Annotated in this window: 6 protein-coding genes and 2 riboswitches; of the genes, 5 read left to right on the plus strand and 1 reads right to left on the minus strand. The window is 72.6% G+C overall.

Translation table 11 applies throughout. From position 1 onward, the window contains the following. The coding region (locus ACLQ24_RS27100) for a hypothetical protein (protein ID WP_425894577.1) at positions 1-1493 on the minus strand (1493 nt) is incomplete at its 3' end. Between the two features lie 102 nt (positions 1494-1595). Then, positions 1596-1716: riboswitch (cobalamin riboswitch) on the minus strand. A 67-nt stretch (positions 1717-1783) separates the two neighbouring features. After that, positions 1784-1899, plus strand: a riboswitch (cobalamin riboswitch). Between the two features lie 93 nt (positions 1900-1992). Between ACLQ24_RS27100 and ACLQ24_RS27105 the strand changes: the two genes are divergently transcribed. Genes ACLQ24_RS27105 through ACLQ24_RS27125 form a run of 5 tightly spaced genes read left to right on the plus strand, consistent with a single transcriptional unit; the run spans position 1993 to position 9364 of the window. Next, the gene (locus ACLQ24_RS27105; protein WP_425894578.1) at positions 1993-4728 is read left to right on the plus strand and encodes a prenyltransferase/squalene oxidase repeat-containing protein; all 2736 of its coding nucleotides are present in this window, start codon (positions 1993-1995) and stop codon (positions 4726-4728) included. After that, entirely contained in the window at positions 4725-5660 is a 936-nt protein-coding gene (locus ACLQ24_RS27110; RefSeq protein WP_425894579.1) for an LPXTG cell wall anchor domain-containing protein, read from the plus strand. The genes ACLQ24_RS27105 and ACLQ24_RS27110 overlap by 4 nt, the downstream gene beginning before the upstream one ends. Positions 5661-5664: 4 nt before the next feature. Further along, the gene (locus tag ACLQ24_RS27115; RefSeq protein ID WP_425894580.1) at positions 5665-6840 is read left to right on the plus strand and encodes an energy-coupling factor transporter transmembrane component T; all 1176 of its coding nucleotides are present in this window, start codon (positions 5665-5667) and stop codon (positions 6838-6840) included. Next, complete coding sequence (locus ACLQ24_RS27120) at positions 6837-8471, plus strand: ABC transporter ATP-binding protein (protein ID WP_425894581.1); 1635 nt, start codon at positions 6837-6839, stop codon at positions 8469-8471. The genes ACLQ24_RS27115 and ACLQ24_RS27120 overlap by 4 nt, the downstream gene beginning before the upstream one ends. Next, positions 8468-9364: an ECF transporter S component gene (locus ACLQ24_RS27125; RefSeq protein WP_425894582.1), complete on the plus strand. Its 897-nt coding sequence runs from the start codon at positions 8468-8470 to the stop codon at positions 9362-9364. The genes ACLQ24_RS27120 and ACLQ24_RS27125 overlap by 4 nt, the downstream gene beginning before the upstream one ends. Positions 9365-9481 lie beyond the last annotated feature (117 nt).

Genomic DNA, 9481 nt, shown 5'->3' on the forward strand with positions numbered 1-9481 from the left:
TCGTGAAAGCCTTGTTCGGCAAGCCAGAAGTCCGCTACGCAGCCGGCTAACCACGGCACCTTTGGGTTACTGGTCAAATAGATGGTGTCGCCGATGGTCACTGTCGTGCCGCGGGTTGCGGTGGCCGGGGTGCCGCCGTCCCGGGTGACCTTCCAGGTAGAGGAGCCGCTGTTGGTCAGGCCGTTGATCGAGGTGATGGTGCCGGTGCCGCTAGTCGGGTTGAGGGCGGTGACGCAGCCGCTGGGGGCGGCCGTGCCGACGGCGGCGTCCAGCACCGCGCCGAGGGTGCTGGTGGCGGCGCTCGGCGTCAGCGTGACCGCGCACGGCGTGACGCTTCCGCTGCCGTTGTCGATGATCACGGCGAGCCGGGAGGCGGTGCCGGCGGTGAATCCGCTCGCCGCGACCCAGGTGGGCGCGCCGGCGGTGACCGGGGTCGGGGGAGCGGCGGTGTAGCCCGCGCCGGCCAGGGCGCGTACAGCGTCGATGGAGGCGTACGCCGATGGGGTGGTGTTGGTGGTGAGGTACTTGAACCCGCCGCCGCTGAGCTGCTGCGCGCGCAGGAAGTCGATCGGGGTCTTGCCGGCGGTGGTGGTGAAGTCGGAGCCCTGGCTCGGAATGCCACAGGCGTTGAGCCCGGAGACGGCCCACGCGTTCGAGTCGGTGTTGACGCCGAACATCGAGGTGAACGCACCCGAGGCGTTGACGAGCTTGCCCTTGAGGAAGTTCTTCGCCTGGACGACGTCGGCGTCGGTGTTGGGTACCCCGGCGGCGCAGAGGGCGGCCATGGCCGCGCCGGTCATGTCGATGTCGCTGGCCGCGGCGAGTTGCGTGGGGTTGCCCTCGGCCTGGCTGAACGTCCAGCCGCCGTCGTTGTGCTGGTTGTTGCGGATCCGGGTGATCGAGAGGTCGAGCAGTGCCTGCGGCACGCGGGCGGCACCGGTCTGGGTCTTCGCGCCGGCCAGGGCGAGGGTGGCGAAGATGGTGCCGTTGACGTTCGCCGGCGGGCCATAGTAGCCGGCCGAGCCGGTCTGCCAGTAGGCGATGGTGTCGGCGATCAGGTTGCGGGCGGGTGAGACCCGGGCAGGGTCGATGCCGGCGGCGTAGGCGTTCAGGACGCCGCGCTCGTAGTCGGTGACGACGGGGGAGGTGCCCGGCCAGGACGCGGCGGAGAGTTGGTTGCGGTAGACGGTGCGGGCGTTCTTGGTCGTGTCGCCGGAGGGGTAGACGTCCACAGCCGCGACGCCGGCGGGGGCGAACGCGCTGAACGCCCACTCGTTTGACAGCCCAGCGCTGGCGTAGCTGCCGTCGGCGGCCTGCAGAGTGTGCAGATAGGCGACACCGTTGGTCCTGGCGGTGGCGATCTGCGCGGCGGTCGAGGTCGCGGCGGCCGGCGTGGCACCGGTCGTGACCGCGACGACCGAAGCGATCAGAGCGGCGGCGGGAACTGTCGCGAGACGCCTCCGGCTACTGGTGGAGGAAAGGCGCGAGGACATCGGGTCTCCTTGGGGTACGGGGCACGACTGCCTCGACCCAGAGCCCGGGAGGGGCCGGCGGGAGCGGGGCGGCCGGCCGCAGGACGCGTGGGACGGATACCGCAGGTGCTGCGTCACCACGTGGGTAGTCGGGCTCGGGACGGCGACCGTCCTCACCGTTGCGCGTCAGCCCCGGATTCCCACCGGGTTCCCCCACGCGATGACGCGGTCACGGTATGGGAGGAAGCCTTTACCGCGCGCTGTTAGCTACATGACACGACCTCGCGTTGACGGGGTGGTCGCCCTTGTGGTCCGATGGCCCCGATCCAGCAGTCAGGGGAAGCCGGTCAAAGTCCGGCGCTGGCCCGCAGCCGTAGGTCCCGTTCTCGGGACGAGTCGGATTACCTGGCTGGATAGTGCACCGCAGCGCCGTCGAGGTACACGGCGTGGAGCCAGGTTTCCGGGACTTGTCCCCGGGGTCCGCGTCCGCGCCTGCGCCGCTACCCCCGAGAGAGTCGCCATGTCCCCACTGGTCAGTCGAACGTCGCGTGTTCCCGCGGCGTGGTTGGCGGCCGTCGCCGCAGCGGTGCTCGGCGCGGTGGCGCTGGTGGTGCCGACCCGCGCCGCGCTCGCCGACCCGCTGGATTCCTGCACCCCGACCCAGGGCGCGATCGTCGCGGTCGACTTCGGCGCGTGGGGCGGGCCGCTGTTGCGCGGCTGCGACGCCACCCCGACCACCGGCCTGGACCTGCTGCACGAGGCGGGCTTCACCACCACCGGCACCGCCCACGACGGTCCCGGCTTCATCTGCCGCATCGGGTCGCCCGCCTTCAAGACCGGTGCCGAATACCCGACGCCGGCCGACGAGGCGTGCCAGTTGACGCCGCCCGCGTCGGCCTACTGGTCCTACTGGATCGCCCCCGCCGGGCAGGACCACTGGACCTACAGCCCCCTCGGCGCCATGGCCCAGCGCCCCGGCCCGGGTGAGGTCGAAGCGTGGGTCTTCGGCGGCACCGACATCGGCGGCACCACCGGGGCACCGAGCTTCACCCCCGCGTCGGTACGCGCGAGCGGTCCGCCCCCGTCGGCGACACCGACCCCCACGCCCACTGCGACGGACGGGCCGACCGAGCCGGCACGGCCGACCGAGGCCCAGGTCAAGGCCGTCGCCACCTACCTGGTAGGGCAGCTCACCGACGGCGACCACGTCGACAACGGCTTCGTCGACTACTACCGCACCATCGCCGTCGCCACCGCCCTGGCCGCAACCGGCGGGCAGGACCAGACTCTGACGAAGATGGTCGACTACCTGCGGGCACATGTCGACGCCGCGATCTTCCCGAACGGCGACACCGCCGCGCCGCACACCGCCAACGTCGCCAATCTCGCGCTGCTGGCCACGATCACCGGCGGCGACCCGCGCGCGTTCGGCGGCCGGGACCTGATCGCCACGCTCACCGACCGGGTGTGCGCCGCGACCGACGTCGACGCCGGCTGCGCCGCCGCCGGTGACTTCGCCGGTGACTTCGCCGGATCGACCGGACCGATGACCCACGCGACCGCGCTGCTCGCGCTCGAGCGGGCCGGCGTGACCCCGCCGGCCGCGACCGTCGCCCGGCTGACCGGGCAGCAGTGCGCGGGCGGCGCCTTCGGTGGTCTGTGGCTCGCCCCGGGGGAGTTCTGCGACCCGGACATCGCCGCCACGACCCTGGCCGTCCTCGCGCTGCACGCCCTCGGCGGACAGGACGAGGCGCTGGGCTCGGCCAAGGCGTTCCTGACCGGGGCGCAGGAAACCGACGGCGGTTACCAGCCCTACACCGGAGCCGGGTTGACCGACACCTACTCGAGCGGACACGCCGCTCAGGCCCTCGCCGTGCTGGGCGACACCGACCGGGCCGCCGCCGCCACTGGCTTCCTGGTCGGCCGGATCGCCACCGGCGGCGGGCTCAGCCCCGACCCGAGCAACCCGGACGCCGACCTGGCCGCCACCGCCGCGGCGGCGCTCGCGCTCGCCGGCACGAACCTCGCCGCGCTGACCCACCGCCTGGGCGGGCCACCACCGGCCGGGCCTCGGCCGGATCTGGCCAAGGGAGTGTCCTATCTTGTCGCGCCGAGCAACCTGATCGACGGCCGGTACTACGAGTCGTTTCCCGGCTTCCCCGACTTCGGGTTGAGCATCGACGGCGCGTACGCCCTGGCCGCCACCGGTGGGGACGACGCGAAGCTGCGGGCGATCGTCGAGTTCCTGCGCGGTGGCGGCGCGGTCGGCGACAGCGGTTTCACCGTCGACATGTGGTTGGGCGTCGGCACCGACTATGCCGTCGGCGGCGCGATCGGCAAGGTCGCGGTGCTGGCCCAGGTCACCGGCTACGACGCACGGTCCTTCGGCGGAAACGACCTGATCGCCGCGCTGGCCGACGTGACCTGCACCAAGCTCGACGCGCAGACCGGCTGCGCCGGTGCGGGCAACTACCGGTACGCCACCTCGGTCTTCGGGCAGTCGCTCGGCATCATCGCCCAGCTCCGCGCACGACAAGGTGAGGCCGCCGCCAAGCCGGTCGAGTTCCTCAAGGGACTACAGCGAGCCGACGGGTCGTTCCCCAGCCTCATCCCGGCGGCGGACACCGACCGGGACGTCGACAGCACCGCGATGGCCGCGATGGCCCTGGCCGCGCTAACTGACGATCCGGCGGCGGTCGCCGCCGTCGACAAGGCGCTGGCCTGGATCGCCTCGACGCAGAAGGAGCACGGCGGGTTCCCCGGCGCGGCCGGCGACTCCACCAACTCCACCGCACTCGCCATCCAGGGCCTCACCCTGCGCGACACCACCTACGCGGGTCAGATCGGCAAGGCGCTGGCGTTCCTGGCCGCCCAGCAGAACGACGACGGCGGGTTCACCGTCGCTGCCGGCGGTCAGGCGGGATCGGACGTCCGCGCCTCCACCCAGGTCGTCGGTGGTGCCACCGGCATCTCGTTCGCCGCCCTGACCCGGGACGTACACGACACGCCGGGTCCGGACCCGTCCGGCTCACCCACGCCCACGCCGAGCGCCAGCCAGCCGTCCTCGCCGACGGCGACACCCGTGGCGACCCCGTCGACGACGAGCCCCGGCGGGCACTCGTGGGGCAACCTGCCCCGCACCGGCGTGTCCATCGTGACCATCGCCCTGCTGGCGCTGGTGCTTGTCGTTGGCGGCGTCCTGCTGCTGGTCGCCGCCCGTCGCCGCGCGGTGTCCGACGCCGGCGGTGGATCGTGACCGCGCGCCGGTGGCTCCGGTCGATCGCGGCCCTGACGATCGTCGCCGTGCCGGTGGTGGCACCCACGCCGGCGCTGGCCGCGCCCCTGCCGATCGGGCAGTGCACCACCTCGTCCGGGGTGATCCTCGCTGTCGACTTCAGCCGGTGGGGCGGGCCGCTGCTGCGCTCCTGCGGCACCACCCCGACCACCGGCTACCAACTACTCAACCAGGGTGGCTGGCGAACCACCGGAACGCAGCACGACGGCCCGGCGTTCATCTGCCGCATCGGCTACGCGGGTCACCAGGGCGGAACGCAGTACCCCACCCCGGCCGACGAGAAGTGCGCGCTCACCCCACCGGCCAGCGCGTACTGGTCGTACTGGCACGCCGACCCGGGACAGAACAGCTGGGTCTACAGCCAGCTCGGCGCGATGAGCTACAAGCCCAAGCCGGGCAGCGTCGACCTGTGGATCTTCGGGGCGACCGACATCGGCGGAACCCAGGGGCGGCCCACGGTCAGCCCGGACAGCGTGCGCGCCCGCAACACCACGCCGGTCGGCGCCGCCACCACCGCACCGCCTGCAGGTGCGCCCACCCCGGCCCAGCCCGGCGGCGGAAACCCGCCGGCCGCCGGCAACCCGCCGGCGCCGGGTGACCCCGGTGTCGGCCCACCCCCGCCCGGCCTACCACCGACGGGAGCACCGGCGTCGGTCCCGATCGGCGGTACGCCGACGCCTCCGGCCAGCCCGACGACATCCGCGACAGAGGGAGTGCCGTCCGGGCCGCCGGACGCCACCCCTGACGGGCCGCGCATCCTCGACGCGGCACCCACCGCGACGGCCGCCCGCAAGGACACCGGCTCGGCGCTGCCAGCGTTGATCACCGTCGGCCTGCTGGCCGTCCTCGCCCTGGTCGGCGGTGTCGTCGGCTGGCGGCGACGCCGCACCTGAACCGATGCCCCCGACCCGCACCAGCCTCTTCCACCGCCTCGCGGTCGCCCGGCTGCCCCGGCCCCTGCACCCGGTGGCCTGGTGGCTGTGGGCGCTCGTGCTGGCAACCGCCGCGAGCCGCACCAGCAACCCGCTGTTGCTGCTGCTCATCTTCGCGGTGCTCGGGTTCGTCGTCACCGTCCGCCGTACTGACGCTCCCTGGGCGCGGGCGTTCCGCTACTACCTCTACCTCGCGCTGCTCATCATCGCGATCCGGGTGGTGTTCCGGACGGTCTTCGCCTCCGGCATCACCCCCGAGGACCACATCCTGTTCCGGCTGCCGCACCTGCCCACCCCCGACTGGTACGCGGGCATCCAGATCGGCGGCCCGGTCTCCCTGGAAGCAACCCTGTCCGCCGTCGTCGACGGGCTCCGGTTGGCGTGCCTGCTGTGCTGCATCGGCGCCGCCAACAGCCTCGCCAACCCCAAACGCGCCCTGCGGGTCCTCCCCGGCGCGCTGTACGAGCTGGGGGTCGCCGTCACCGTCTCGCTGAGCGTCGCACCACAACTGGTGGAGAGCGTCCAACGGGTCGCGCGTGCCCGCCGGTTACGCGCCGGACGGGCCAGGGGTTTTGGTGCAGCACGGGCCATCCTGATGCCGGTGCTGCACGACGCCCTGGACCGGTCGCTGCGGCTGGCCGCCGCCATGGACGCCCGCGGCTACGGCCGGGTCGGCACCGCCACACCCGCCTCGCGACGGCTCACCGGAGTCCTCATGCTCACCGGCATGGCGGGCCTGTGCGTCGGCGCGTACGGACTGCTCGACCCGGGTGTGCCCCGCCCGGTCGGGCTCGGTGGCCTCGGCGGCGGCGTGCTGCTCTGCGTGGCCGGGCTCGCCCTCGGCGGGCGTCGGGTGTCGCGCAGCCGGTATCGACCCGACCCGTGGCAGTGGCCCGAGTGGACCGTTGCCGGCTGCGGCGTCGTGACCGCTGTCGTGCTCGGCGCCGGCACCGGCTACGACCCCGCCGCGCTCAACCCGACCCTCTATCCGCTGCACTGGCCCAGCCTGCCCGCCCTACCGGCCGCCGCGATCCTCGTCGCCGCCCTCGCCGCGGTCGCCGCACCGACACCACCGCGCCCGCACCGACCGGAGCCCGCCGCCGAACGACGTGCCGCCGACATCGCAGGAGCACCCTCATGATCCGCTTCGAGCGCGTCAGCGTCACCTACGACGGCGCGTCCCGCCCCACACTGCGCGACGTTGACCTCAGCATCGACGAGGGGGAGCTGTGTCTGGTCGTCGGGCACACCGGTGCGGGGAAGTCGACACTGCTCGGCGCGATCAACGGCCTCGTACCGCACTTCACCGGCGGCACCCTGCAGGGCAGCGTCCGCGTCGCCGGCCGGGACACCGCACACCACCCGCCCCGCGAGTTCGCCGACCTGGTCGGCGTGGTCGGGCAGGACCCGGTCGCCGGGTTCGTCACCGACACCGTCGAGGAGGAACTGGCGTACGGGATGGAGCAGCTCGCCCTCGACCCGGCCGTCATGCGGACCCGGGTGGAGGAGACCCTCGACCTGCTCGGCCTCGTCGACCTGCGCCACCGTGGCCTGCACGAACTCTCTGGGGGTCAGCAGCAACGCGTGGCGATCGGCGCGGCGCTGACGGCCCATCCGCGGGTGCTCGTCCTCGACGAGCCGACCTCCGCGCTCGACCCGACCGGGGCCGACGACCTCCTCGCCACCATCACCCGGCTGGTCCACGACCTGGGTGTCACCGTAGTGCTGGCCGAGCACCGCCTGGAACGTGTCCTGCCGTACGCCGACCAGCTCATCCACGTCGCCCGCGACGGCGCCGTCCGCCACGGTGACCCGGCCACGCTCCTCGCCGGCACCACCGTCGCGCCGCCGGTGGTCGCACTCGGGCGCCTGGCCGGCTGGTCACCGCTGCCCCTGTCGGTACGCGACGCCCGCCGGCACGCCACCACCCTGCGGGACCGGTTGCCCACCACACCCCCGCAGCCACACCGCCACTCCCACGCCGACGCCCAGAGCGCGCTCGCCGCCGCCGGTGTGATCGTCCGGCACGGCTCGGTCGTCGCCGTCCGTGGAGTCGACCTGACCCTGGTACGCGGTGAGATCACCGCGCTGATGGGGCGCAACGGTTCCGGCAAGTCGTCCCTGCTCTGGGCTCTGCAGGGCTCGGGACGCCGGGACGGTGGCACCATCGCCGTGCCCGCCCCGGCGCTCGGCGACCTCGACCCGGGGCGGGTGGGTGCCAGCCGGGCCCGCCGACTCGTCGGCCTCGTCCCGCAGACCGCCACCGACCTGCTGTACCTCGACACCGTCGACGCCGAACTCGACCAGGCCGACCGCGACGGCGCCGAGCCGGGCAGCGCGCGACGTCTGCTCGACGGCATCGCCGCCGGCATCGACGGCGACAACCATCCCAGGGACCTGTCCGCCGGGCAGCAGCTCGCCCTGGTCCTGGCCATCCAACTCGCTGTCACTCCCGGCGTGCTGCTCCTCGACGAGCCCACCCGTGGGCTGGACTACCAGGCCAAGGCGGCGCTGACCCGTACTCTCGACGACCTCGCCGCGCAGGGGCGTGCCGTCGTGGTGGCCACCCACGACGTCGAGTTCGCCACCACCACCGCAGATCGGGTGGTGGTGATGGCCGACGGTGAGATCGTTGCCGCCGGATCTGTTGCGGCCGTCCTCACCGCGTCGCCGACGTTCGCCCCGCAGGTCGCGAAGATCCTCGCGCCGCTGCCGTACCTGACGGTCGGGCAGGTCGCCGCCGCCCTCGACGGCCCGGCGGTGCCGGCGTGACGACAGTGAACGTCGCCGTCCGGGTGCCCGCCCGCGCCGTGCTCGCGATCACCATGGCGTCGTTCCTGGGCTTCGTCGCGTTCCTCTGGCCGTTCGTCGTCGCACCGGGCACCGTCGGCTCCACCCAGACCCCGCCGCTGATGTTCGGGGTGCTGCTGCTCCTCGTCCTCGCCGTCATCTTCGCCGAGATCGCCGACGGCCGCATCGACGCCAAGGCCCTCGCCATGCTGGGTGTGCTGTCCGCGATCAACGCGGCCCTGCGACCACTCGGCGCGGGCACGGCGGGCATCGAGACTGTCTTCTTCATCCTCGTGCTCGCCGGTCGGGTCTTCGGACCCGGCTTCGGCTTCGCGCTCGGCTGCACGTCACTGTTCGCCTCCGCCCTGCTCACCGGGGGAGTCGGACCGTGGATGCCGTACCAGATGTTCGGCTGCGCCTGGGTCGGCATGTTCGCCGGCCTCCTACCCCGACTCCGGGGGCGGGCCGAGATCGTCCTGCTCGCCGCCTACGCCGCCGTCAGCGGGTACTTCTTCGGGTTCATGCTTAACCTGTCGTTCTGGCCGTTCTCGCTGGATCCGACCAGCTCGATCGCCTACCAGCCCGGTCTGCCGGTGCTGGAACAACTCCACCGGTACCTGACCTTCTTCACCATCACCTCGCTGGGCTGGGACACCGGACGAGCGGTCACCACGGCCATCCTCGTCACCCTCGCCGGACCAGCCGTGCTGGGTGCGTTCCGACGCGCGGCCCGGCGGGCGCACTTCCGGGCTGCCTCGACGTTCACCGCCGCTGCTGTGCCGTCCTCAGCCAGCCTTGGAGCCGTCTTCGCTGATAGTGAACCTCTGGTGCAAGCTCCAGACAGACCCACCCATGGACTCTTACGGGACCGGTAGAGCATGTCGGCGTGATCGCAGCCGAAATGCAAGCTCTCGAATTATTGACCCGTAACCCAAATGGTTTGTGATCGTTTGGGGTGTATGGGCGTTACGGTGCGGGACGCGCGTCGGCTT

It is taken from the genome of Micromonospora sp. DT4 (assembly GCF_049841675.1).
Classification (GTDB): Bacteria; Actinomycetota; Actinomycetes; order Mycobacteriales; family Micromonosporaceae; genus Micromonospora.

What these genes read in the sequence shown, in the direction of transcription:
- ACLQ24_RS27120 (WP_425894581.1), top strand. Translation starts at nt 6,837, where the DNA reads ATGATCCGCTTCGAGCGCGTCAGCGTCACCTACGACGGCGCGTCCCGC.
- ACLQ24_RS27115 (WP_425894580.1), top strand. Translation starts at nt 5,665, where the DNA reads ATGCCCCCGACCCGCACCAGCCTCTTCCACCGCCTCGCGGTCGCCCGG.
- ACLQ24_RS27105 (WP_425894578.1), top strand. Translation starts at nt 1,993, where the DNA reads ATGTCCCCACTGGTCAGTCGAACGTCGCGTGTTCCCGCGGCGTGGTTG.